Raw genomic sequence first — 22,800 nt, 5'->3', positions numbered from 1 at the left:
GTGACGCCGCAAAAAAATACGCCCTCGGGAAAAACACGAGCCTCGCGCAGCGCGGCAAGGCTCGGCGCCGTGCAGGCGCTTTACCAGATGGATATGGTGGGCACCCCGCTCGACGATATCATCGAGGAATTCGCGCTGCACCGGCTCGGCCGCGAGATGGACGAGGAGGCGGACTATCTTCCCGCCCATGAAGCCCATTTCGAGGATCTGGTGCGCGGCGTGGTGCGCGAGCAACGCGCCATCGACCAGCGCATTCACGGCAATCTGGCCGCGGGCTGGAAGCTGGAGCGGATCGACAGCACGCTGCGTGCCATTTTACGCTCGGGCGTTTACGAGTTGCAGCGCTGCAAGGATGTGCCGGTCAAAGTCGTGATCACGGAATATATCGATATCGCCCATGCGTTTTTCGACGGCGAGGAGCCGAAAGTCGTGAACGCGCTGCTCGACAAGCTCGGCCGCGAATTGCGGGCGGGCGAATTCAGGAGCAATACCGGCGCCAATGGCAGGACAGGGTAACACCGGCGAGTTCGAGATTATCGAACGCTATTTCGCGCCTTTGGCCAAACGGACCGAAGGCGCGTTCGGCTTGAAGGACGATGCGGCGCTCTTTCAGCCACGGCCCGGCTACGATCTTGTCATGACCAAGGACGCCATTGTGGCGGGCGTTCATTTTCTTCCGGCGGACCCTTACGACCTCGTGGCGCAAAAGCTCGTGCGGGTCAATGTCTCCGACCTTGCGGCGAAAGGCGCCGAACCCAAAGCCTATCTGCTGGCGCTTGCCTGGCCGGAAGGCGTCGAGGAAAAAGACATCGCGCTCTTTGCGGCGGGGCTTCAAAAGGATCAGGACATTTACGGTCTGGAGCTTTTGGGCGGCGACACGGTGAAGACGCCGGGCCCTGCAACCTTCTCGCTCACCGCCATCGGCACTGTGCCTCATGGCGAATTCATCCGGCGCTCCGGGGCCAAGGCGGGCGATGCGGTTTATGTCACCGGCACGCTGGGCGATGCGGCGCTGGGGCTGAAACTTGCCAGGGGTGACATCGACCTGCTTTCCATAAGCGAGCGCCGCGCGCTCATTCAGCGTTACCGCCTGCCGCAGCCGCGCGTGGCGGTTGGCGCGGGGCTGAGGGGAATCGCCTCCGCCGGGCTCGATATTTCCGACGGCCTTGGCGCCGATCTGCTTCATCTTTGCAAGGCGAGCGGTCTGCGCGCCCGTATTTCCCAATCCGCCTTGCCGCTTTCAGCGCCCGCGCGTCAGTTGCTCAAGAAAGACGAAACGCTGTGGCCGTCGGTGCTGAATGGCGGCGATGATTATGAAATCGTCTTTGCAGCGCCGGGGGAGGCGGGGGTGAAGCTCGAACTTCTGGCCGGATCCACCGGCGTGCCGATCACGCGGATCGGCTATCTTGAAGCGGGCGAACCGGCTGTTCTTCTGGAAGATATGAGCGGGCGAACCGAACCGCTTGCCGAAAGCGGATACCGGCATTTTTGAGCCCTGAAGGCGGGCGAAGCCCTTTCAAGCTGCAAAACTGTTCCTGTTGCCACCTGCGGTCAGGTTTGGCATGGTCCTTTCCATTGTGAGGAGAGAGGGGGCGCAGACTGATTCTATATCCGTCTGCGATGCGTATTCCCCGTACAGTTATAGGCAACAATAAGGACAATCCTATGAGCACGGCTTTATGGGCTATCATCGGGTGCGGTGTCCTGGCCATCGTGTACGGCCTTTGGGCAATTCGTTCCGTGATGGCATCCGATCCTGGTAATGAACGGATGCAGGAAATCGCAGGCGCCATTCAGGAGGGCGCGTCTGCATATCTCAATCGTCAGTACACCACCATTGCCATGGTGGGTGTAGTGATCTTCGCGCTGGCTGCCTGGCAGCTTTCCTGGCTCGCCGCGATCGGCTTTGCCATTGGCGCTATTCTGTCGGGCGCTGCCGGTTATATCGGGATGCTCGTATCGGTCCGTGCCAATGTGCGCACCACGCAGGCGGCAAGCGTCTCATTGGCCGCAGGGCTTTCCGTCGCCTTCAAGTCGGGGGCTGTCACGGGTATGCTGGTGGCCGGGCTCGCGCTCTTGTCGGTTGCTGTCTATTACTCGGTGCTGACCGTGCATCTGGGCTTTGACCCGTCCAGCCGCGACGTGGTGGACGCGCTGGTGGCGCTCGGTTTCGGCGCCTCGCTGATTTCGATTTTCGCCCGTCTCGGCGGCGGTATCTTCACCAAGGGTGCGGATGTCGGCGGCGACCTTGTGGGTAAGGTGGAAGCGGGCATTCCCGAGGACGATCCGCGCAACCCGGCAACGATCGCCGATAACGTGGGCGACAATGTGGGCGACTGCGCCGGCATGGCCGCCGACTTGTTCGAGACCTATGCGGTGACGGTGGTGGCCACGATGGTGCTGGCTTCGATCTTCTTCGTCGGCGCGGGCGCCGGCGACATGATGGTCTATCCGCTGGCAATCGGCGGCACCTGCATCATCACCTCGATCATCGGTACGTTCTTCGTCCGTCTCGGCTCCAGCCAGAACATCATGGGCGCTCTTTATAAGGGCTTTGTGGCCTCTGCGGTTCTGTCGCTTGTGGCGCTTTATTTCATGACCGATCATCTGCTTGGGCTGGATACCGCGTTCGAGACCAGTACAGGCAACTTCACCGGCATGGATCTTTATATTTGCGGCATAGCCGGTCTGGTCATTACCGGCCTGATCATCTGGATCACGGAATATTATACGGGCGTGAATTTCCGTCCCGTCCGCTCCATCGCCAAGGCGTCGGAAACGGGCCATGGCACGAACGTCATTCAGGGGCTTGCCGTTTCCATGGAAGCCACTGCGCTTCCCGCGCTTGTCATCGTCGTGGGCATTATCGTGACCTACAGCCTTGCCGGTCTCTTCGGCATTGCGATTGCGGTGACGACGATGCTGGCGCTGGCAGGGATGGTCGTGGCGCTCGATGCCTTCGGTCCGGTGACGGACAATGCCGGCGGCATCGCGGAAATGGCGGAACTGCCGGAGGACGTGCGCAATACGACCGACGCGCTCGATGCCGTGGGCAACACCACGAAAGCCGTGACGAAAGGTTATGCTATCGGTTCGGCCGGTCTCGGCGCGCTGGTGCTTTTCGCCGCTTACACGCAGGACTTGACCTTCTTTACGGCTAGTCCGGAGCTTTATCCTTACTTCGCCGGGGTGGAAGCGAACTTCTCGCTCTCCAATCCTTACGTCGTGGTCGGGCTCTTTGTCGGCGGCCTCTTGCCCTATCTCTTCGGGGCCATGGGCATGATGGCGGTCGGCCGCGCGGGCGGCGCCATCGTGGAAGAAGTGCGGCGCCAGTTCCGCGAAAAGCCGGGCATCATGCAGGGCACGGAAAAGCCGGACTATAAGGCGGCCGTGGACCTTCTGACCAAAGCGGCGATCAAGGAAATGGTGGTGCCGTCCTTGCTGCCGGTACTCTCACCCATCGTGCTTTACTTTATCGTGCTGCAGATCGCGGATAAGTCCGCCGCCTTCTCGGCGCTCGGCGCGATGCTGCTCGGGGTGATCGTCACCGGTCTTTTCGTGGCGCTTTCCATGACCGCCGGGGGCGGGGCATGGGACAATGCCAAGAAATATATCGAAGACGGCAATCATGGCGGCAAGGGCTCGGACGCCCATAAAGCCGCGGTGACCGGCGATACGGTCGGCGATCCTTACAAGGATACGGCCGGTCCTGCCGTCAACCCGATGATCAAGATCACGAATATCGTGGCGCTGTTGCTGCTCGCCATTCTGGCGCACAGCTAATAGCGGATCATACGCAAACGAAACCCCGCGAAGGCAACTTCGCGGGGTTTTTCATGAGACGATTTTTATTTCACGGGCGTGCCGCAGGCGGGAAAGTTAGCGCCGCCGGCCTGGTGTGGGCACTGCGCCGCTGCCGCCGGGCCGGTTGAAGCGGCCAAGATTGCCGAAAATCTCGCCGAGGATGGTGAGCTGCTTGCCGCGGGTCGGGGTTTTGCGGTCCACCAGATTGATGATCCGCCCGTCTTCCAGCGTGTAATAGGCGACTTCCTCCACCGCTTCCTGATCGTCGAAATAAATGGCGACGACAGTACGGTCGATCTCCTCGGGTTCGTAGAAAAGGTACTTTTCCACCTTGGAGGAAATGTAGAACCAGGCCTCATTGTCCACGATGGCGGCTGTGGAAGGCGAGCCGAGCAGGGCTTCCACCTCTGCCTTGCTGTCGCCCGGCTGCAATTGCTCCAGATCCCCCGGCTCCGCCTTATAGCCGCGCTCCTCGATCACCGGAGAGCAGGCCGCGAGGCTAAAAGCCAGCGGCGCGGCAATAAGAAGCGGTGTCAAAATCTTCCGCCGCGCAGTGCGGCGAAGCGGGAGAAAAGCGGACTGCATCAGGCCTGAACTCCTTCGAATCTGCGGTTTGCGCCCTGTAAGGGCGGCCGCTGCCCCCGTTGACCTACCGGGAGCGGCGGCTAAATTCAACTTTTAACACGGGCTGGCGCCAAAAAGGCAGGCTCTTTCTTCCCGGCCCCGTCCGGTATAGAAGACGGGAGCGGCCAGGGGTACGGGCATGGCGCCGCTCATCCAGGCTGAGGACCATTCCTCCGCCGGATGCCCCGGTTCCCGATGATACCGGTTCCCCAATGCCCGGTTCCAAGGAGTATGCATGTTCTGGAAACGCTGGTTCAAACAGAACACGGACGAGCAAAGCGTCCATGAGCTTTATGCCGCCGCCGTGGCGCAGGCGCGCCAGCCCGGCTTCTACCGCGATTTTGCGGTGCCCGACACGCTGGACGGGCGCTTCGATATGATCGTGCTGCATGTCTTCTTGCTGGTGAACCGGCTGAGCGGCAAGGGCGAGGCCGCGGCACGCCAGGCGCAGGCGCTTTTCGATCTGCTCTTTGCCGATATGGACCAGTCCTTGCGCGAAATGGGCGTCGGCGATCTTTCCGTCGGTAAGAAAATCAAAACCATGGCCGCCGCCTTTTACGGGCGCAGCGCCGCTTACCGCGACGCGCTGAAAAGCGGTGATGAGGGCGCGCTGCGCGCCGCGCTGTCGCGCAACATTTTTCCCGAGGGCGGGGCGGACGAACGCCAGATCGGCGCGCTCGCCGCTTATGTGCGCCGGGTTTATGAGGGGCTCGAGACCCAGCCCATCGAAACGCTGATGACCGGCAAGGCCGATTTCGGCGCAGCGCCTTCCATGAGCGAGCCTTCCGTGAGAGAGGCAGCGCCGGAAGAGGCAAAGGAGACGCTATGAGCCGCGCGCCTGAATTCAGTTACCGCCTAGAGGTCCAGGATCTTCCCTCAAAAGGCGTGCGGGTGAAACTCGAGGCCGATGAGAAGGAGCGCGCCGCGCTTGCCAAACGCCTGGGGCTTGTCTCCCTCGACGCCTTCAAGGCCGAGGCCGAGGTGAAACCGTGGCGCAAAAGCGGCGTCTCCGTGCGCGGACATTTTACCGCCGAGGTGACGCAAAGCTGCGTGGTGACGCTGGAGCCTCTGCAAGATAGCGTCTCGGACAGTTTCGAAGCGTATTTTCTTCCCGAAAGCGATCTGACGCCGGTCAATCCGCAAGCCGAAATTCATGTCGATCTTGACGATGCGCATGATCCGGACCCGCTGGACGACGGGGGAATCGATGTGGGGGAGCTGGTGAGCGAGCATCTCAGCCTTGCCATCAATCCTTATCCGCGCAAGGGAGATGCGGAATTTAGTCCTGTTGTCGAAGATGACGGCAAAACGGATGGAAAACGCGAGGACAATCCCTTTGCGGTTCTTGGCAAGTTGCGCCGTCAAGACGATTAATCGAAAAAATTCAAGCATATAATACGGTTGAGTCTGGCCGGTGAGGGGTTATGTTCGGGGCGCCCGCGGCGCGCCTTGCGTCCGCCGGCACAGTTTTGAGGGGACGGAGGCAGAGCAACCGTGATGCGCGAAATAACCATCGCCCTGGACGGTATGGGAGGGGATAGCGGGCCCGAGGTCGTGATTGCAGGGGCCGAGGCCGCTCACATCCGCCATCCCAATATCCGCTTTTTGATTTTCGGGGACGAGGCGAAAATCAAGCCGTTGCTGGACGCCAATCCGCGCGTTGCCGGTGCAAGCGAGTTTGTGCACACCGAAGTCGCCGTGGGCATGGACGACAAGCCCTCCCAGGCGCTGCGGCGCGGGCGTAAAACCTCCAGTATGTGGATGGCGATCGACGCGGTGAAAACGGGCCGCGCGCAAGTGGCCGTCTCTGCCGGGAATACCGGCGCGCTGATGGCCATGGCCAAAGTGATTCTGCGCACCATGCCGAATATCGAGCGTCCTGCCATTGCCGGGCTCTGGCCGACGATCAAGGGCGAGAGCATCGTGCTCGATCTCGGCGCGACGATCGGCCCGGACGCCAAGCAGCTCGTGCAATTCGCGGTGATGGGAGAGGCTTATGCGCGCGTGATTTTCGGCGTGGAGCGGCCGACCGTCGGCTTGCTGAATATCGGCGAGGAAGAAGTCAAAGGCACGGAATCGGTGAAAGCTGCCGCGCAGATCCTCCGCAATCTGGAACTGCCCATCGATTTCCACGGTTTCGTGGAGGGCGATGATATCGGCAAGGGCACCGTCGATGTGGTGGTGACGGACGGGTTTACCGGCAATATCGCGCTGAAGACGGCGGAAGGCACGGCCCGGCAAGTGGCGCATTATCTGCGCGAGGGCATCGAGCGCTCCTTCTTCGCCAAGATCGGTTATCTCTTCGCCCATAGCGTCTTCCGCACGCTGCGCGACAAGATGGACCCGCGCAACGTCAATGGCGGCGTCTTTCTCGGGTTGAACGGGCTGGTTGTAAAGAGCCATGGCGGCACGGACGGGCTCGGCTTTGCCTCCGCCATCGATGTGGCGCTGGATGTAGCCGCCGCCGATCTCGTGCGGAAAATCGCGACGGATATGGATGTGCTGGTGCAGCTTGCCGGTGATTTGTCGGAAGCTGCCGAACGGGAAGAGGCCGCAGTATCGTGAGTGTCATTCGAAGTGTCGTTGCCGGGTGCGGGTCCTTTCTTCCCGAAAAGGTCCTGACCAACGCGGATCTCGCCAAAATGGTGGATACGAGCGATGAATGGATCGTGGAGCGCACGGGCATTCACCGCCGCCATATCGCTGCCGACGATGAGAAAACCTCCGATCTGGCCCTCGCCGCGTCCCGCAAGGCGCTGGAAGATGCGGGCATGAACGCGGACGATCTCGATATGATCATCCTGGCGACGACGACGCCGGACAATACCTTTCCGGCGACGGCGACGGCGGTGCAGGCCGGGCTCGGCATGCATCACGGCGCAGCTTTCGATGTCCAGGCGGTCTGCTCCGGCTTCGTCTATGCGGTTGCGGTAGCGAATAATTTCATCGCCATGGGCCAGGCCCGCGCGATTTTGGTGATCGGCGCGGAGACCTTTTCGCGGCTTCTGGATTGGGACGACCGGGGTACCTGCGTCCTTTTCGGGGACGGGGCGGGCGCCATCGTCCTGAAAGCGGAGGAACAGAGCGGCACGAATGAAGACCGGGGGGTTTTGACCGCGCATCTGCACTCGGACGGGCGGTATAAGGAAAAGCTCTATGTGGATGGCGGGCCGGGCTCAACCTCAACGGTCGGCCATGTGCGCATGGAGGGCCGGGAGGTCTTCCGCCATGCGGTCGTGAATATCGCCGAGGCGATCGAAGAGGCGCTGGCGGCAACGGGGTTCACCGCCGACGACATCGACTGGTTCGTACCGCATCAAGCGAACAAGCGCATACTCGATGCGACGGCCAAGCGAATCGGCCTTGCGCCCGAAAAAGTCGTCATCACCGTCGGCGAACAAGGCAACACCTCTGCCGCGTCCGTGCCGCTGGCGCTCGATGCGGCGGTAAAGGACGGGCGCATCAAGCGGGGTGACCTGGTGCTGCTTGAAGCGATGGGCGGCGGTTTTACCTGGGGCTCCGCGCTGGTTCGCTGGTAAGTTTAAAATTCAACATATCCCTGCTTGAAGAAGCTTCACTATCTCCTTGATATTGGCTGCTTTTTGGTGATCAAATAGCCAACTATCAAACGAGGGAGCAGGACGCCATGACGCGGACGGTAACGCGGGCGCAACTGAGTGAATCGGTTTATCAGGAAGTGGGTCTGTCGCGTAACGAGTCGGCGGATCTGGTGGAATCCGTGCTGCAGGAAGTTTCCGACTGCCTTGCGCGCGGGGAAACCGTAAAGCTGTCATCGTTCGGATCCTTTTCCGTTCGTCAGAAGGGCGGCCGCATGGGCCGCAACCCGAAGACCGGGGAAGAAGTGCCGATCAAGCCGCGCCGGGTGCTTGTTTTCCGTCCGAGCCACGTGCTCAAAGAGCGAATCAATAAGGCCATGAGCGCCATGCGCGCCCAGGCCGGTGAAGCGGCGGACTAGTTTCCTCAACCCTTGTCTGGCCCATTTGCCGGGTCCGATTGTCAGGCTCGATTGCCAGGCTCGATTGTCAGGCCCGATTACCTGGCCGAATGACCGGAAACGAGAATATTAAGGCGTGTCTTTGCATCAAAAATCGCCGGAAGCGTTTCGAACCATCAGTGAAGTGGCCGCCGAACTGGACGTGCCGCAGCACGTGCTGCGCTTTTGGGAAAGCAAATTCACCCAGATCAAGCCGCTGAAGCGCGGCGGCGGGCGGCGCTATTACCGCCCGGAAGATGTGGACCTGCTGCGCGGTGTGCGCGCGCTTCTTTACAATGACGGCTACACGATCAAGGGCGTGCAGAAAGTCTTCCGGGAGCAGGGCGGGCGCTTTGTCGCCGAGGCCGGGCGCGGCACGGTGGACGGTACTATCGCTGAGCTCGCCCGCGAGGCCGTGGAGCGGCAGAACGGCGCCGATGAAGATGTGGCCGAGGAGGCCAACGACAATTCGCCGCTTTCCGTAAAGGCCCGCAAGGAGCTGGAGGCGATTGCCCTGCGGCTTGAAAAACTGCGCGATGCGCTGGAAGAGGCGCGGGTGCCGGAAGCGGAAACGGAAAGCTATTAATTCGGGAGATTTGCCCTTTTTCCCGCCAAAGAGCTATTGCCGGATCAAGGCCACATCCCTATAGTCCGCCCCGCTTGAGGCCGTCTTTTGCCCTTGAGCCCTTACCGGAATGACGGAGCGTAGCGCAGCCCGGTAGCGCACTTGTCTGGGGGACAAGGGGTCGTCGGTTCAAATCCGGCCGCTCCGACCATTTGAAGCCGGCTCTGGGGTCTCCCAGGGCCGGTTTTCTTTTCGGGGCCTTGCCTTCCGGCGCGAAGCTGATTATGCCAAGGGCCAGCATTCAACTCCGAAAGGGCCTGCCGCTATGGTTGCGATTTACGCTATTGCGATTTTCCTGGTTGCCATTCTGGCGCTGAACTTCATCAGCTTCGGCCGCCTCGACTGATTACCCTATCTTTTAGGCGCCAGGCCGGGTGACCGGCTTGCCGTCCTTGATGATGTGCGAGAAGACGGCGGCATCGGCTAGATGCCGGATGTCCTCGCAAGGGTTCCGCCGGGCGATGACAACATCGCCAAAGGCGCCGGGCGCGAGCGTGCCCGCTTTCCCCTCCAGCCGGCAAAGCACCGGATTGACGTGATAGACCGCGCGCAGGATGTCGCGCGCCGGTTCCACTTCCGCGCGGATGGCGAATTCCCGGTTCTGGCGGTTCTGCGTTTCCCCGATGAGGTCGGTGCCGAAGCCGAGCGTGACGCCGGCTTCCCGCGCGATTTCGAGCGAGGCAAGGCCCGCGTCGTAAACCGCCTTGTTCTTTTCCCGGTTGCGGGCGGGCAGTTTCAGCGCCGCGCCGAATTCGAACATCGCTTCATAGGTGGCAAGGGTCGGGACCATGACCGCGCCCGCCTTGGCGACGGCTTCCGCCGCTTCCTTATCGATGAGATTGCCATGCTCGATGGAATGAACGCCGTTTGCCACGGCAAGCTTGATGGCATCCGGCGTATAGGCATGAGCGGCGACGTAAGTGTGGCGGTTGCGCGCTTCGGTGACGGCGGCGGTAATTTCCTCCGCCGTGTACTGGGTGCATTCCAAAGGATCGCTCGGCGTTGCCACACCGCCTGAGACATGGATTTTCAGAAAGTCCGAGCCGTCGCGCAGATTGTGCCGGGCAGCTTTGCGCACCGCATCCGCGCCGTCCGCGACAATGCCGAACGCGGTGTGGCGCATCTGGCAGGCGCAGTCCGGCACGGGCCGGGCGCCGCCTTCCGCGTCCCCATGGCCGCCCGTCTGAGAGATCATGCGCCCGGCGCGGGTGATACGCGGGCCGTCCAGAAGACCGCTGGAGATGGCGCGGATGATGCCTTCCACCTCGCCGCCAATATCGCGCACACTGGTAAAGCCGCGTTCCAGCGTTTCGCGCGCCAGCCGTGCCATGTGCAGGCCGAACTCGACTTCCGACCAGGCGGCGAGTTTGCGGAAATCCATGGTCGCAAGACGCAAGTGAATATGCGCGTCGATGAGGCCCGGCATGACATATTGCCCTTTGGCGTCGATGCGCAGATCGGCGGAGGCGGCTTTTTCGCCAATACCGGCAATCACCCCGTCTTCGATGATGAGCGTTGCTTCGCCGGTAAAATCCAGCTTCTCCGTGTCGAAGAGATGGCCGTTCTCGATTGCGATGCGCATATGCCGTTGCCCCTGTTGCCGGCTTGCCGCCGGATCGTTGTTGATTGGGGGCAGAGTGGCAGAAGCGGCGGCAGGCGTGCAAGCAGCGCTTAGGCTGGTGTGTCCGGTTTTTGCATCCAGGCGAGGAGGTAGCGCACAGGAAAGATCCAGGCGATACCCGCCACCACATAATAGACGAGCTGCACGGCCACATGCTGCGGGAAGAAGGAGGCCGTGCCCAGCGTGACCGCCAGCACCGTGTAGGCAATGATCCAGGCCATCAGCAAAAAGGTGCCGATCAGTTTTCTAAGGCGCATGGGAAGCCGGGAAGCGGAAGAGGGCATGGCGGTCCTTGTTCGGCGAGGCCTGGAAGAGGCCAGAGAGCTTTCCCCCCGTATATGGCATTTCCGGGGAGGGGTGGCCAGCCTCACCTCGGGAAACTGCGCCATCGGGTCACAGGCGGGGGCGGGTTATTCAGGCCGCTTTTTCTTGTTGGTTCGGTCCGATCGCGCTATTTCCGGTGCCATGAGCGATGCCGTCCTTCCCCATAGCGGGCCCACAGCCCGGCAGATAGCCGCCCGCCGGCCCATTGCCTATTGGCTTTTCACGGTGGCGGCGCTGATCTTTTGCATGGTGATCGTGGGCGGGGCGACGCGGCTGACCGAATCCGGTCTCTCGATTACGGAATGGAAGCCGGTGATGGGGGCCATCCCGCCGCTTTCCGAAGAGCACTGGCTTGAGGAATTCGAGAAGTACCGGCAGATCCCCGAATATCAGCTCGTCAACAAGGGCATGAGCCTGGCCGAGTTCCAATACATCTATTGGTGGGAATGGGGGCACCGGTTCCTCGGCCGCTTTATCGGATTTGCGTTCTTTGTGCCGTTCGTTTTCTTCCTGGCAACGAAGCGCGTCGAGCGCCAGCTGGTGCCCAAGCTGGCGGCGATGTTCGTGCTGGGCGGGCTGCAGGGCGCGCTTGGCTGGTACATGGTGATGAGCGGGCTCGTGGACCGGGTGGATGTGAGCCAGTACCGGCTCACCGCGCATCTGGGCCTTGCCTTTGTCATTGCCGCTTACATTTTCTGGGTGGCGCTCGATCTTCTGCGCGGCACGCTCGGCCAGGCGCTAACATGGACCGGGATATCAAAGCGCGCGGCGGTGCTGACGGGCGCCATCTTTTTTCAGGTGCTGCTTGGCGGTTTCGTGGCGGGGCTGCGGGCAGGGCATGCGTATAATACCTGGCCGCTCATGGACGGCCGCATCATCCCGCGCGGGCTTTTCGATCTGTCCCCCTGGTGGGTGAATTTCTTCGAGAACCACATCACCGTGCAGTTCGATCACCGCATGGTGGCCTATGCGATCACGGCGTTTGCGCTTTATCACCTTTTTACGCTGAAGAGCGCGCCTCGCGCGGTGAAGATGAGCGGACACCTTTTGATGGCGGCTATTTTGCTGCAGGTGGTGCTCGGCATCTGGACGCTGCTCGCCGCCGTGCCCATTCCCCTCGGAGTGATCCATCAGGGCGGCGCGATGCTGGTTCTCGGCGCGGCGCTCTTCCACCTGCATCTGAGCGCGCGGCGGTAGAGTTTCCTCACCTCAAAAATGTCATGGCCCGGTTTATCCGGGCCATCCATGACAGCTTGAAGAAGCGCTTGTTCTCGCCGCCCGTGGATGCCCCGCATAAAGCGGGGCATGACGGTGTTTTGAAGGGAAGGGGACTTACCCCTTCAGCGCCTTGTCGAGATCTGCGATGAGGTCGGCCGCATCTTCGAGCCCGACGGAAAGGCGGATCACGTCCGGCCCGGCGCCCGCCGCTTCCTGCTGCGCTTCATTGAGCTGGCGGTGCGTGGTGGAGGCGGGGTGGATGATCAGGCTGCGCGTGTCGCCGACATTGGCAAGGTGGCTGAAGAGCTCGATGCCGTTGACGAGTTTGACGCCGGCTTCATAACCGCCTTTCACGCCGAAGGTGAACACCGCGCCGGCGCCTTTCGGACAGTATTTCCGATGGGCATCGTAATAAGGGCTGTTCTTCAGGCCCGCATAAGACACCCAGCTCACTTCCTTGTGGCTTTCCAGAAACTCGGCGACTTTCAGCGCGTTTTCCGAATGGCGCTGCATGCGCAGCGGCAGGGTTTCGATGCCGGTGATCAGCATGAAGGAATTGAAGGGCGAGATGGCAGGGCCCAGATCGCGCAGGCCGATCACCCGGCAGGTAATGGCGAAGGCGATATTGCCGAAGGTCTCATGCAGCTTCATGCCGTGATAGGCCTCGTTGGGCTGCGAGAGGCTCGGATATTTGTCGCTGGCCGACCAGTCGAACGTGCCCGCATCGACAATGATGCCGCCCATCGAATTGCCATGGCCGCCGAGGAATTTCGTTGCCGAATGAACGACGATGTCCGCGCCGTGCTTGATCGGTTGGCAGAGATAGGGCGAGGCCAGCGTGTTATCGACGATAAGCGGCACGCCCGCCTCATGGGCGACCTTGGCGATCGCCTCGATATCCATGATGACGCCGCCCGGATTGGCGAGGCTTTCGATGAAGACGGCTTTCGTCTTCGGCGTGATCGCGGCTTTGATGCCCGCGGCATCCGGTGTTTCGGCCCAGTCCACATGCCAGTCAAATTTCTGGAAGGACTGGCTGAACTGTGTGATCGAGCCGCCATAAAGTTTTTTGCAGGCAACGAAGTGATCGCCGGGCTGCAGCAGGGTGTGGAAGATGAGAAGCTGCGCGCCGTGGCCCGACGCCGTGGCAAGGCCTGCCGCGCCGCCTTCCAGCGCCGCCACGCGTTCTTCCAGAACCGCCGTCGTCGGGTTTGTGATGCGGGTGTAGATATTGCCGAATTGCTGCAGGTTGAAGAGGCTTGCGGCATGGTCCACATCGTCGAAGACGAAGGACGTCGTCTGATAGATCGGCGTGGTGCGCGCGCCGGTGGCCGGGTCCGGCTTGGCGCCGGCATGAATGGAAAGCGTGTCGAAACTGTATTCCGGCATGGAAGGTTCCCCATTATAGATCGCGCGGATGCCGCGCTTATGGACGTTGATTTAAAGCAGGTGCTGTCTGCGTGTACTCACCAGGTTGGAATTGATGCCCATCCAACCGGCCTCGCCTGAGAGGCGGGAATATTCGATTTTCGGGCACCGGTCCATCACGGTTTTAAGACCGGCCGCTTCCGCTTTTGCTGCGGCCTCAGGATTGATGACGCCGATCTGCATCCAGACGGACGCCGCGCCGATGGCGATCGCTTCATCGACGATAGGACCGGCCGCCTCACTCGAGCGGAAAATATCGACCATGTCCACCTTCTCGGGAATGTCGCTCAGCGAGGCATAGACTTTCTCGCCCAGGATTTCCTGGCCCGCCACGCCCGGATTGACCGGGATGACGCGGTAGCCTTTCTTTTGAAGGTATTTCATCACGATATAGCTCGGGCGGATGGATTTCGGCGAGGCGCCGACCATGGCGATGGTCTTTGCGGATTTCAAAATCCCGGCGAGATAATCGCTCGTATACGTGGTCTGAGACATGGGGGCGGCTCGCGTGTTTTTTAAGGCGGTTGTCGTTTCCGGTGCTTATCTGTTTTCCCAAACGGGATCGCGTTTTTCGATGAAGGCGCCGATGCCTTCTTGCGCATCGTGCGCGAGCATGTTGTGCACCATCACGTCGCTTGCATAGTCATAGGCATCGCCGAGGCGTTTTTCGAGCTGTTCGTAAAACGCGGTCTTGCCGATCTCGACCGTGAGGCGCGATTTGGCGGCAATGGTGGCGGCCATTTTTTCCACTTCCGCTTCCAGCGTGTCTGCTGAGACGGCGCGGTTCACGAGACCGAATTCGGCGGCGCGCGCCGCGTCGATCATTTCGCCCAGAAGCAGCATTTCCATCGCGTGTTTGCGGGTCACATTGCGCGAAAGGGCGACCATGGGCGTCGAGCAGAAAAGGCCGATATTGACGCCGGGTGTCGCGAACTTCGCTTCATCGGCGGCAACGGCAAGATCGCAGGAGGCAACGAGCTGGCAGCCTGCCGCCGTTGCAATGCCATGCACCTGGGCAATGACCGGCTTCGGGCATTGCACGATGGCCTGCATCATTCGGCTGCAGAGCTTCATGATGTGGGTGTAATAGGCCCGGCCTTTGTCGGCCTCTCCGCGGGCGGCGGTCAGCTCTTTTAAATCGTGTCCGGCGCAAAAGCCCGGCCCATTGGCTTTCAGGACAATAACCTTGAGATCCGGGTCGGCGCCGATCTTTTCCACCTCGCCGAGCAAAGCCTGCATCAGTTCCTCGGAAAGACTGTTGCGGGCTTTCGGGCGGTTGAGGGTCAAGGTGGCGATGGCGCCTTTATCCTCGCGCAGCAGAACCGGCATCGCCGTTTCGGGCGCCTTTGCAGCTTCGCTCATTTCCCGTCTCCCTTTTTCCGTTTCGGCCATGATAGTGTCCGCGCGGCCCGGCGTCAGGTGTTGTTTGTGCAAAGGGCTGAGCGGCAAAAGGGGTAAAAAAAATGACAAGAGCAACAAAGCCGGTCATGAGCGCGGCCGAGGTCGATGCCTATTTGGCGGAGGTTTTTCCGCAAATGCAGGAGGGCGAGCGCGGCACAAGGACGGAAGAAGTCGGGCCGATGCGCGCGCGGCTGCGCCTTTCCTTTGCCGAACGCAATTTGCGCCCGGGCGGCACGATTTCCGGCCCAGCCATGATGGGGCTTGCCGATCATGCCATGTATGCCGCCATTCTGGCCCATATCGGCAAGGTGGCGCTGGCGGTGACGACCAATCTCACCATCAATTTCATGCGCAAACCCGCGCCCGGCGACCTTCTGGCGGAAGCACGGATCATGAAGCTCGGCCAGCGCCTGGCGGTCGGCGATGTGACGATCTGGTCGGAGGGCGAGGAGGGGCGGCCCGCCGCCCATGCTCAGGTGACTTACTCCATTCCGCCTGAAAAGCCCTAAATGCGGTATTATAATACCGTGTCTTTAAGTTGCTGCATTTACGTGCTTTTTCAGGCCGATTTCCGTTGACTGTCCGGCCCGCCTCCCATAAAAAGCGGCTCAAACGGGGCATGATGCCCCTGCTTGAAGCGATTTGACTGGGATTGAGCATGAAGACCTATTCAGCCAAAACCGCAGAAGTCGAGAAAAACTGGGTGCTTATCGACGCCGAAGGGCTGGTGCTTGGGCGTTTGGCGTCCATCATCGCGATGCGTCTGCGCGGCAAACACAAGCCGACCTTCACCCCGCATATCGACTGCGGCGACAACGTGATTGTCATCAATGCCGACAAAGTGGCTCTGACGGGCCGCAAACTGACGGACAAGGTGTATTACCGCCACACGGGCCACCCCGGCGGTATCAAGGAAACCACGCCGGAAAAAGTTCTGGGCGGCGACCACCCGAACCGGGTGATCGAGCTTGCCGTGAAGCGCATGCTTCCGGGCGGCCCGCTCTCGCGCCGGCAGTTCTCCAACCTGCATGTCTATGGCGGTTCCGAGCACCCGCATGAGGCTCAAAAGCCCGCGAAGCTCGACATCGCTTCCCTCAACCCCAAGAACACGCGGAGTGCGTAAGCTATGACAGAAGAACGCACCACTCTTGAGGATCTCAAAGGCGCGCTGGGCAATGACGGCGCTGCCGCCGAAGCTGCCGTTCAGGCCGAGCCGAAGATCGACGCCCAGGGCCGTTCCTACGCCACGGGCCGCCGGAAAGACGCCATCGCCCGTGTGTGGGTGAAACCGGGCTCCGGCCGCATCGTCATCAACGGCAAGGAATTCGAGCGCTATTTCGCCCGTCCCGTGCTGCGTATGGTGATCAACCAGCCGCTCACTGTGGCCGGCCGCGAAAACCAGTTCGACATCATGGCGACCGTGACTGGCGGCGGCCTGTCGGGCCAGGCCGGGGCGATCCGCCACGGTCTTTCCCGCGCGCTGACCTATTACGAGCCGGGCCTGCGTGCTGTCCTGAAGAAGCATGGCTTCCTCACCCGCGACAGCCGCGTTGTGGAACGTAAGAAATACGGCCGCGCGAAAGCCCGCCGGAGCTTCCAGTTCTCCAAGCGTTAAGCGCGCCACTACCGGATACGAAAAGGGCGGCCCGAGAGGCCGCCCTTTTTTGTTTCTCTGCTGCCTGCTTTAAGCGGCTGCCAGTTTGGAGAGGAAGTCTTTGACCTCCGTATCCAGAATGGCGGACTGACCGGACACGTCCTCGGCAGCGCTCGATACGTTCTGCGCGGCGGTACCGGTTTCCTGGGTTGCGTTATTCACATCCGCCATATTGTCCGTCACACCTTGCACGCCATTGGCGACTTCCTGCACGTTGCGGGAAATTTCCTGGGTGGCGGCGGTCTGTTCCTCGATGGCGGAGGCAACGCCCGTCGTGCCCTGACCGATTTCGGTGATGATATCGGTGATGTGCTGGATCGCCTCGACGGTGGCCGAAGTTGCTTCCTGCATCGCGGCGATCTGGCCGGTAATGCCTTCGGTCGCCTTGGCGGTCTGGCCCGCCAGGCTTTTGACCTCCGAGGCGACGACCGCAAAGCCTTTTCCCGCTTCGCCCGCGCGCGCCGCCTCGATCGTGGCGTTGAGCGCGAGCAGGTTCGTCTGATTGGCGATGTCGTTGATCATGGTCACGACATCGTTGATCTGCTGGGCCGCTTCCGAAAGACGTGTCACGGTCTCCGCCGCGCTTTCGGCACGGGTGATGGCCTTGGCCGAGATATCGCGCGTGGAGCTGACCTGACGGGAGATTTCCGAGATCGAGCTGGACAGCTCTTCCGTGGCGCTTGCCACCATCTGCACATTTGCGGCGGCGGCGTCTGCGGCATGGGTGACATCGCCCGACTTGCGGCTCGTTTCACCGGCAAGCGCGGTGAGCTCGCCCGAGCTTGAGCGCATGATGGAGACGGAACCTGCAAGCGTGTCCAGAACCTGCTTCACGGAGCCTTCGAAATTCGCGCTGATCTTTTGAATGACCTCGGCGCGCTCGGCCCGTTTCTTCTGTTCTTCGGCCTGTTCGAGTGCCAGGCGTTCGGCTTCGATGGCGTTCTTCTTGAAGACCTCCATGGCTTTTGCCATGGCGCCGATTTCATCGCCCCGGTCGAGAGCGGGAATGGCGATGGACTTGTCACCTTCGGCAAGCGTGCTCATGGCGCGGGTGATCTTGTTGATCGGACGCGAAATGCCAACGGCAACGAAGAGGCTGGAAAGCGCAACGCCGAGAACGGTCAGGCCCAGCACGGCAATCATCAATGTAGAAACCGTGCTTTGCACATTGTGGCCGTCCTCGATCGCTTCTTCGGAAAGCGCGCGGCCCAGCGCAAAGAGCGCTTCGAATTCCGGCTCCATGACAGCGTAAATTTCGGAAAGCTCGGCAACGCCGGCTTCGGCTTTTTTCACCGCCGCTGCGTAGGCTTTGAAGTTCTGCTGATAGGTGTCCATCAGCGCGCTGATGCGTTTGCGCTCAGCAGGAAAGAGAGAAGAGCTTTGAATAAGGCTGTCGAACTCTTTGCGCCGTTCATCGACCCGGCCGATATATTTATCATCGCCGCGCAGCATGAAGTCTTTCTCATGGCGGCGCATCATCAGCATTTTGACGGTGAGCGCGTCGAGATTGGCGGCGTCGAGTTTTTCTTCCACCTCATGCACGGCCTTGCGTAGTGTGCCGCTGAGGCCCAGCTCTTCGGTAAGACCGACTTCTTTATAAAGCGCGCCGACCTCGGCCATCTTTGTGCGGTGTGCGGGCAGGGTCTCGCGCAGCTTGGCGAGCGGTGCTTGAAGCTCGCTTGCGATTTCCAGACCCTGAACTTGCGTGAGCGCTGCCGCTACCTGTTCGGCATCTTTCTCGTATTTTGCCAGATAGCTTTCATCCATCCGCAAAAGGAAATCCTTCTCGCGGCGGCGCATGCGCAGCGCGCCGCTTTCAATGTCACTGACATGAGCAAGCAACTTTTCCGCTTCCCAGCGCCGGTCTTCGGCTGCATTGAGAACGGCGTTGCCGGCGAAATAAGTTGCGGAAATGGCCGTCAGGCCGGCCAGCGCCAAGCCCACGAGCGCGGCGATGCGCCAGGAAATGGAAAAGTTCTTGAACGTGCGCTCCATTACTGCGAAAGCAACGGAGAGCAGGGATGCGGATTTTGTCGACATGGGGGGAGAACACCTGTGTTGAGGGTGTGTGAGTTTGTCTGCAGTATTCACAGGCACTCTTAAGACTTGGTTCTCGAATTTTAATTAATTGCTAGCGGTGCCTAGCTTTCCGAGTTCTTGAGTTTGCGGTAAATATTCCTGTAGAAACGCATTTCTTTACTGAGTTTATTATTTTAGCGAGGCCGGGATGATCAAGGTCTATATCGATGGCGAGGCGGGAACGACGGGGCTCCAGATCCGTGAGCGTCTGGCCGCGCGCGCGGATATCGACCTGTTGCAGATCGATCCGGAGCGGCGCAAAGACCGGGAGGCCCGGGCGCAGAAGCTGAACGAAGCGGATTTCGCCATTCTCTGCCTGCCGGATGAGGCCTCGCGCGAAGCGGTCTCGTTGATCGAGAACCCGGATGTGGGCGTGATCGATGCGAGCACCGCTTACCGGGTCGATCCTGATTGGGTCTATGGCTTTCCGGAAATGGCACCCGAACAGCGCCAGCTTATTTCCGGGGCAAAGCGGGTTTCCAATCCGGGCTGTTACCCTACGGGCATGATTGCGCTGACCCGGCCGCTCGTCGAGGCCGGGCTCCTGCCCAAGGACTGGCCGGTGACGATCAATGCCGTCTCCGGTTATTCGGGCGGCGGCAAAGGCACGATTGCCGAATTCGAAGATGAAGCGGGCGAGAACTATTCCTGCCAGCCTTTCCGGCTTTACGGGCTGACGATCGCTCATAAGCATGTGCCGGAAATGCAGACCTATACGGGCCTTTCGCATCCGCCGCTCTTTTCGCCCGCCGTCGGGCGCTATTACAAGGGCATGCTGGTGGAAATGCCGCTGCAGCTCTGGGCGCTGCCGGGCAAGCCGAGCGTGGCCAATATCCATGAAACGCTGTCGGCGGCTTATGAAGGCGCGCATTTCGTCGAAGTTGTCTCGCTGGAGGAAAGCGCCAGCCTTGCCAATCTCGATCCGGAAGACCTCAACGGCACGAACCGGATGAAGCTCTTCGTTTTTGCCAATGAAAAGACGGGACAGGCGCGGCTTGTCGCCCAGCTCGACAATCTGGGCAAGGGTGCCTCGGGTCAGGCGGTGCAGTGCCTCAACATCATGGCAGGGGTGGACGAGGCATTGGGGCTCGAATAAGCCGCTCAGCCTTCGATGAGGATGACCCCGGCGGCCACGGCAAGGGCGGCGACCGCTGCCATGGGCCCCAGCTTTTCTTTCAGGATGAGCGAGGAGATGAGCGCGGCAAAGACGACGCTTGTCTCCCGGACCGCCGAGACGAGGCCGAGCGGAGCTTTTGTCATGGCCCAGAGCACCAGCGCATAGGCAACGACCTGAAGAAGCGCGCCGGGCAGGCCTTGGCGCAGAAGCGTTGCCGGGCTCCAGGCGGCGCCCGGTCCGCGCCGCCAGAGCGCCAGCGCCGTAAAGGCCGCCCCATCCAGCACGAAGAGCCAGGCCACATAGGCAAAGGAGGTTTCGGCAAGCCGCGCGCCGATACCGTCCACCGTGGTGTAAGAGGCGATGAAGCCTGCCGTGATGAGCGCATAGAGCGTAGCGCGCTTCTCGTCCTGCGTGCCGCCGTTCTTGCGGAAGGCGAGAGAGATGATCCCGAGCGTGACGAGCAGCATACCGGCAAGGGAGGCGGGGGACAGGGTCTCCCCCAGAAGCACGAAGCCTGCGCCCGCCACCAGAAGCGGCGCGCCGCCGCGGGCGAGCGGATAGACATGGCCGAGCCCGCCATGGGCATAAGCGCGCACGAGAAAGATCTTGTAGCCGGTGTGAAGCAGGGTGGTGAGGGCGAGCAGTCCCCAGACTTCCCTGGACGGCAGCGGCACGAAGAAGATGAGGGGCAGGCCGATCAGGGCGGAGAGCGCCGTCATGTTGGCGAGCGAGACGAGCTTGTCGCCCGATGCGCGCACCATGGCGTTCCAGCTTGCATGCATGAGCGCGGTCGCCAGGACGACCAAGAGAATGCCGGTATCCAGAACTGTCTCCCATTTCCAGCCGGTAGCATGTGGCCCGTGGAGATTAGGGGGAGGGGCTAAACGGCCCTAGAGGGATAATCCGCTTATCGCCCTGCAGAATGTGGGGGCAGGGCCTTAATCCTTGGCGTGAACCCGGACATAAGAGCCGGGCGCCTCCTCGATGACCTTGAGTGCCCCGTCGCCGGGAATGCGGGCGGGAACCTTCTTGCCGGATTTCTTGCGCAGCCAGCGTTCCCAGTCCGGCCACCAGGAGCCTTTGTGCTCGGTCGCGCCCGCGAGCCATTCATCTGCCGTTTCCGGCAGCTCGGCATTGGCCCAATATTGATACTTCTTGGCGGCGGGCGGGTTGATCACGCCGGCAATATGGCCGGAACCGGCCAGAGTGAAGGTCACTTTGCCGCCGAAAAGATGCACGGACTTATAGACCGATTTGTAGGGCGCGATGTGGTCGCCCCGGCTCGATTGCAGATAGACGGGGCAGGTGACCTTGGAAAGGTCGAGTTTTTCCCCGCCAAGCTCCATGCTGCCCTCGGCCAGGCCGTTTTTCAGGTAGCACTCGCTCAAATAGAAAAGATGCATCTTCTGGGGCATGCGGGTGGCATCCGCATTCCAGAACAGAAGATCAAAGGGCTGCGGGGTGCGGCCCATCAGATAATTGCCGACCACATAGTTCCAGATGAGATCGTTGGGGCGCAGCAGGTTGAACGTATGCGCCATGACGGAGGCAGGCAGGATGCCGCCGCGCTCGCCCATCAGGTTGTTGACGGTGTCTATCTGGGTTTCGTCGATAAAGACTTTCAGATCGCCCGCTTCAGTGAAATCCGTCTGCGTGGCGAAGAAGGTCGCGGATTTGACGCGCTTGTCTTTCTTCGCGGCCATATAGGCCAGTGTGGCGGAGAGCAGCGTGCCGCCGATGCAATAGCCGATCATATTGACGTCGCGCTCGCCCGTCGCTTTTTCCACGGCATCGAGGGCTTCGAGAATGCCCTCGCGCATATAGTCCTCGAAAGTTTTGTGGGAGAGGCTTTTGTCGGGGTTTACCCAACTAATGACGAAAACCGTGTAACCCTTTGATATGGCCCATTTAATGAAGGATTTTTCTTCCGTCAGATCGAGGATGTAATACTTGTTGATCCAGGGCGGCACGATGACGAGCGGGCGCTGATGCACCTCCTCGGTCGCCGGATCATATTGGATGAGCTGCATCAGGTCGTTCTGATAGACGACCTTGCCGGGGGTCGTGGCGATGTTCCGCCCGATCTCGAAGGCGTCCATATCCGTCTGGGTCAGCCGCCAATTGCCGTTGGCGAAATCGGCGCGCAGATTCTGCAGCCCATCAACCAGATTTTTGCCGTTGGTCTCGACAGTTGCGCGCAAGACTTCAGGGTTTGTGAAAAGAAAATTGGACGGCGAAAGCGCATCCACAATCTGGCGCGCATAGAAACGGGCAATGTCGTGGCGGTGCGGGTTCAGGCCTTCCGCCGCGTCCACCACGCTGATGAACCATTGCGAAAAGAGCAGATAGCTTTGCGCCAGAATGTCGAAAAGCGGGGTTTCCCGCCAGGCGGGGTGGCGGAAGCGCTTGTCTTTGGAGGTGTCGATCAGCGGGGTATCTGCGAGGCCCACCATACGCTTGAGGGCGTATTCGCTGACATCGGAGAAGTCATGACGTAGTTGCTCTTCGGCGATGGCCCAGCGGGCGGTTTCCACCGTGTAGCTTTTGAAGGCTTCGGCAAGGGCAGCGCTCGCGGGACCTAGGATATCCATCACCGATTGGGGCGGCTTGCCGTCCTCGGTGCGCCCGCGCTCGGCCATAAGCTCCATGAAGTCGATGGCGGCTTTGAGCAGGTTTTCGCCCAAATTCTGCGGATTGCCCGCTGACTCGCCCTCAGGATATCCTGGGGACTTTCCCGGGCCTTTTCCGGCGTCTTTGCCCTGTTTGGCGTCGTGAGGGCGGCGGTCTTTGCCGTTACGGCTTTGCATTCTCTACCCGGGTTACTTCTCTGCGGCCGGTTTCCGAAGAATTTCAGCCAGATAAACAAACTCAGGCCTAGCAATTCGGAAACGCTGTATACTATACCCTTGAG

Annotated in this window: 23 protein-coding genes and 1 tRNA gene; 15 read left to right on the top strand and 9 right to left on the bottom strand. The window is 60.8% G+C overall.

Going from position 1 to position 22,800, the window contains the following annotated elements; translation table 11 throughout:
- From nusB to M2A_RS03065, 3 genes are all read left to right on the top strand, one after another.
- Positions 1 to 516, top strand: a complete 516-nt coding sequence (gene nusB / locus M2A_RS03075; RefSeq protein WP_045442787.1) for a transcription antitermination factor NusB — start codon at positions 1 to 3, stop codon at positions 514 to 516.
- Complete coding sequence (gene thiL, locus M2A_RS03070) at positions 500 to 1,492, top strand: thiamine-phosphate kinase (RefSeq protein ID WP_045442785.1); 993 nt, start codon at positions 500 to 502, stop codon at positions 1,490 to 1,492. Before nusB ends, thiL begins: the two co-directional genes overlap by 17 nt.
- A gap of 173 nt (positions 1,493 to 1,665) precedes the next feature.
- Positions 1,666 to 3,783 carry a sodium-translocating pyrophosphatase gene (locus M2A_RS03065; protein WP_045442784.1) on the top strand — a complete coding sequence of 706 codons (2,118 nt, stop codon included), beginning with the start codon at positions 1,666 to 1,668 and terminating at the stop codon, positions 3,781 to 3,783.
- Positions 3,784 to 3,879: 96 nt separating this feature from the next.
- Here M2A_RS03065 and M2A_RS03060 read toward each other — a convergent pair whose 3' ends face one another.
- Positions 3,880 to 4,341, bottom strand: coding sequence for an outer membrane protein assembly factor BamE (locus M2A_RS03060; protein WP_197052818.1), 462 nt, complete (start codon positions 4,339 to 4,341; stop codon positions 3,880 to 3,882).
- A 322-nt stretch (positions 4,342 to 4,663) separates the two neighbouring features.
- Here M2A_RS03060 and M2A_RS03055 point away from each other — a divergent pair, with 322 nt between their 5' ends.
- The 7 genes from M2A_RS03055 to M2A_RS03025 all read left to right on the top strand — a co-directional run bounded on the left by M2A_RS03055 (position 4,664) and on the right by M2A_RS03025 (position 9,198).
- Positions 4,664 to 5,257 (top strand): ubiquinol-cytochrome C chaperone family protein, encoded by a 594-nt coding sequence (locus tag M2A_RS03055; protein ID WP_045442781.1) that lies wholly within the window; start codon positions 4,664 to 4,666, stop codon positions 5,255 to 5,257.
- Positions 5,254 to 5,802, top strand: coding sequence for a YceD family protein (locus tag M2A_RS03050; RefSeq protein WP_045442780.1), 549 nt, complete (start codon positions 5,254 to 5,256; stop codon positions 5,800 to 5,802). The genes M2A_RS03055 and M2A_RS03050 overlap by 4 nt, the downstream gene beginning before the upstream one ends.
- Before the next feature lie 120 nt (positions 5,803 to 5,922).
- On the top strand, positions 5,923 to 6,993 hold the full coding sequence (gene plsX, locus M2A_RS03045) for a phosphate acyltransferase PlsX (protein WP_045442779.1): 1,071 nt from the start codon (positions 5,923 to 5,925) through the stop codon (positions 6,991 to 6,993).
- Entirely contained in the window at positions 6,990 to 7,967 is a 978-nt protein-coding gene (locus M2A_RS03040; RefSeq protein WP_045442778.1) for a beta-ketoacyl-ACP synthase III, read from the top strand. Before plsX ends, M2A_RS03040 begins: the two co-directional genes overlap by 4 nt.
- 107 nt (positions 7,968 to 8,074) lie before the next feature.
- Complete coding sequence (locus tag M2A_RS03035; protein WP_045442776.1) at positions 8,075 to 8,404, top strand: integration host factor subunit alpha; 330 nt, start codon at positions 8,075 to 8,077, stop codon at positions 8,402 to 8,404.
- Between the two features lie 115 nt (positions 8,405 to 8,519).
- Complete coding sequence (locus M2A_RS03030) at positions 8,520 to 9,008, top strand: MerR family transcriptional regulator (RefSeq protein ID WP_052379158.1); 489 nt, start codon at positions 8,520 to 8,522, stop codon at positions 9,006 to 9,008.
- Positions 9,009 to 9,121: 113 nt separating this feature from the next.
- A tRNA-Pro gene (locus M2A_RS03025) sits at positions 9,122 to 9,198 on the top strand.
- A gap of 207 nt (positions 9,199 to 9,405) precedes the next feature.
- Here the strand turns inward: M2A_RS03025 and M2A_RS03015 are convergent.
- Both M2A_RS03015 and M2A_RS03010 read right to left on the bottom strand, forming a co-directional pair.
- The gene (locus M2A_RS03015) at positions 9,406 to 10,629 is read right to left on the bottom strand and encodes a metal-dependent hydrolase family protein (RefSeq protein ID WP_045442770.1); all 1,224 of its coding nucleotides are present in this window, start codon (positions 10,627 to 10,629) and stop codon (positions 9,406 to 9,408) included.
- 89 nt (positions 10,630 to 10,718) lie between these two features.
- Entirely contained in the window at positions 10,719 to 10,952 is a 234-nt protein-coding gene (locus tag M2A_RS03010) for a DUF2842 domain-containing protein (RefSeq protein WP_045442768.1), read from the bottom strand.
- A gap of 181 nt (positions 10,953 to 11,133) precedes the next feature.
- Between M2A_RS03010 and M2A_RS03005 the strand changes: the two genes are divergently transcribed.
- Positions 11,134 to 12,189 (top strand): COX15/CtaA family protein, encoded by a 1,056-nt coding sequence (locus M2A_RS03005; protein ID WP_045442765.1) that lies wholly within the window; start codon positions 11,134 to 11,136, stop codon positions 12,187 to 12,189.
- A 135-nt stretch (positions 12,190 to 12,324) separates the two neighbouring features.
- Here the strand turns inward: M2A_RS03005 and M2A_RS03000 are convergent, their stop codons facing one another.
- From M2A_RS03000 to M2A_RS02990, 3 genes are read right to left on the bottom strand one after another with little or no spacing between them, the layout of a single operon-like run.
- On the bottom strand, positions 12,325 to 13,599 hold the full coding sequence (locus tag M2A_RS03000) for an O-acetylhomoserine aminocarboxypropyltransferase (protein WP_045442763.1): 1,275 nt from the start codon (positions 13,597 to 13,599) through the stop codon (positions 12,325 to 12,327).
- Positions 13,600 to 13,650: 51 nt separating this feature from the next.
- Positions 13,651 to 14,133: a CoA-binding protein gene (locus tag M2A_RS02995; protein ID WP_045442761.1), complete on the bottom strand. Its 483-nt coding sequence runs from the start codon at positions 14,131 to 14,133 to the stop codon at positions 13,651 to 13,653.
- A 45-nt stretch (positions 14,134 to 14,178) separates the two neighbouring features.
- On the bottom strand, positions 14,179 to 15,000 hold the full coding sequence (locus M2A_RS02990) for an enoyl-CoA hydratase (RefSeq protein ID WP_045442760.1): 822 nt from the start codon (positions 14,998 to 15,000) through the stop codon (positions 14,179 to 14,181).
- A gap of 101 nt (positions 15,001 to 15,101) precedes the next feature.
- Here M2A_RS02990 and M2A_RS02985 point away from each other — a divergent pair, with 101 nt between their 5' ends.
- From M2A_RS02985 to rpsI, 3 genes are all read left to right on the top strand, one after another.
- Complete coding sequence (locus M2A_RS02985; RefSeq protein WP_045442759.1) at positions 15,102 to 15,548, top strand: PaaI family thioesterase; 447 nt, start codon at positions 15,102 to 15,104, stop codon at positions 15,546 to 15,548.
- A 149-nt stretch (positions 15,549 to 15,697) separates the two neighbouring features.
- Positions 15,698 to 16,162: a 50S ribosomal protein L13 gene (gene rplM, locus M2A_RS02980; protein WP_045442758.1), complete on the top strand. Its 465-nt coding sequence runs from the start codon at positions 15,698 to 15,700 to the stop codon at positions 16,160 to 16,162.
- A 3-nt stretch (positions 16,163 to 16,165) separates the two neighbouring features.
- Entirely contained in the window at positions 16,166 to 16,654 is a 489-nt protein-coding gene (gene rpsI, locus M2A_RS02975) for a 30S ribosomal protein S9 (RefSeq protein WP_045442755.1), read from the top strand.
- A 69-nt stretch (positions 16,655 to 16,723) separates the two neighbouring features.
- On the opposite strand, the gene M2A_RS02970 is transcribed toward rpsI, so the two are convergent.
- Positions 16,724 to 18,733 carry a methyl-accepting chemotaxis protein gene (locus M2A_RS02970; protein WP_081875347.1) on the bottom strand — a complete coding sequence of 670 codons (2,010 nt, stop codon included), beginning with the start codon at positions 18,731 to 18,733 and terminating at the stop codon, positions 16,724 to 16,726.
- A gap of 187 nt (positions 18,734 to 18,920) precedes the next feature.
- Between M2A_RS02970 and argC the strand changes: the two genes are divergently transcribed.
- On the top strand, positions 18,921 to 19,868 hold the full coding sequence (gene argC / locus M2A_RS02965; RefSeq protein ID WP_045442752.1) for an N-acetyl-gamma-glutamyl-phosphate reductase: 948 nt from the start codon (positions 18,921 to 18,923) through the stop codon (positions 19,866 to 19,868).
- A 5-nt stretch (positions 19,869 to 19,873) separates the two neighbouring features.
- Here the strand turns inward: argC and M2A_RS02960 are convergent, their stop codons facing one another.
- A complete protein-coding gene (locus M2A_RS02960) occupies positions 19,874 to 20,695 on the bottom strand; it encodes an EamA family transporter (RefSeq protein WP_052379157.1) in 822 nt (273 codons plus the stop codon).
- 132 nt (positions 20,696 to 20,827) lie between these two features.
- On the bottom strand, positions 20,828 to 22,573 hold the full coding sequence (locus M2A_RS02955) for a PHA/PHB synthase family protein (protein WP_244444365.1): 1,746 nt from the start codon (positions 22,571 to 22,573) through the stop codon (positions 20,828 to 20,830).
- Between the last annotated feature and the right edge of the window lie 227 nt (positions 22,574 to 22,800).

The organism is Tepidicaulis marinus, assembly GCF_000739695.1.
Lineage (GTDB): Bacteria > Pseudomonadota > Alphaproteobacteria > Parvibaculales > Parvibaculaceae > Tepidicaulis > Tepidicaulis marinus.
The sequence above is the reverse complement of the archived record's forward strand: the minus strand, read 5'-3'. Positions and strand labels throughout refer to the sequence as shown.